We start from the raw sequence: 249 nt of genomic DNA on the forward strand, positions 1-249 counted from the left end.
TTCAACCTGAGTCAGGCGAGCAGCGTCAGCGTCAACAGCTTCTTGAACGGCAGCGTGCTGGCGCCGAACGCGGCAGTGACCGGCTCCGGTCACCTGGAGGGCACGCTGATCGCGAATTCGCTGGCCCCGTCGGCCAACGGCAGCAAGCTGGAGCTGGGCTATGAGCCCTTCGTGACCCTGAGCCCCGTGCCGGAGCCGGATGCCGGCGCACTGCTGATGGCCGGCCTGGGCGCGCTGGCCTTCCTGAGC

1 protein-coding gene is annotated in these 249 nt (G+C 68.7%); it reads left to right on the forward strand.

Features of this window, described 5'->3' with window-relative positions; all coding sequences use genetic code 11:
- A partial coding sequence (locus RZA33_RS19665) for a collagen-binding domain-containing protein (RefSeq protein ID WP_317509972.1) occupies positions 1-249 on the forward strand: 249 nt, incomplete at both ends.

Origin of the sequence: Halovibrio sp. HP20-59, assembly GCF_033052795.2 — a bacterium.
In the GTDB taxonomy this organism is placed as follows: domain Bacteria; phylum Pseudomonadota; class Gammaproteobacteria; order Pseudomonadales; family Halomonadaceae; genus Vreelandella.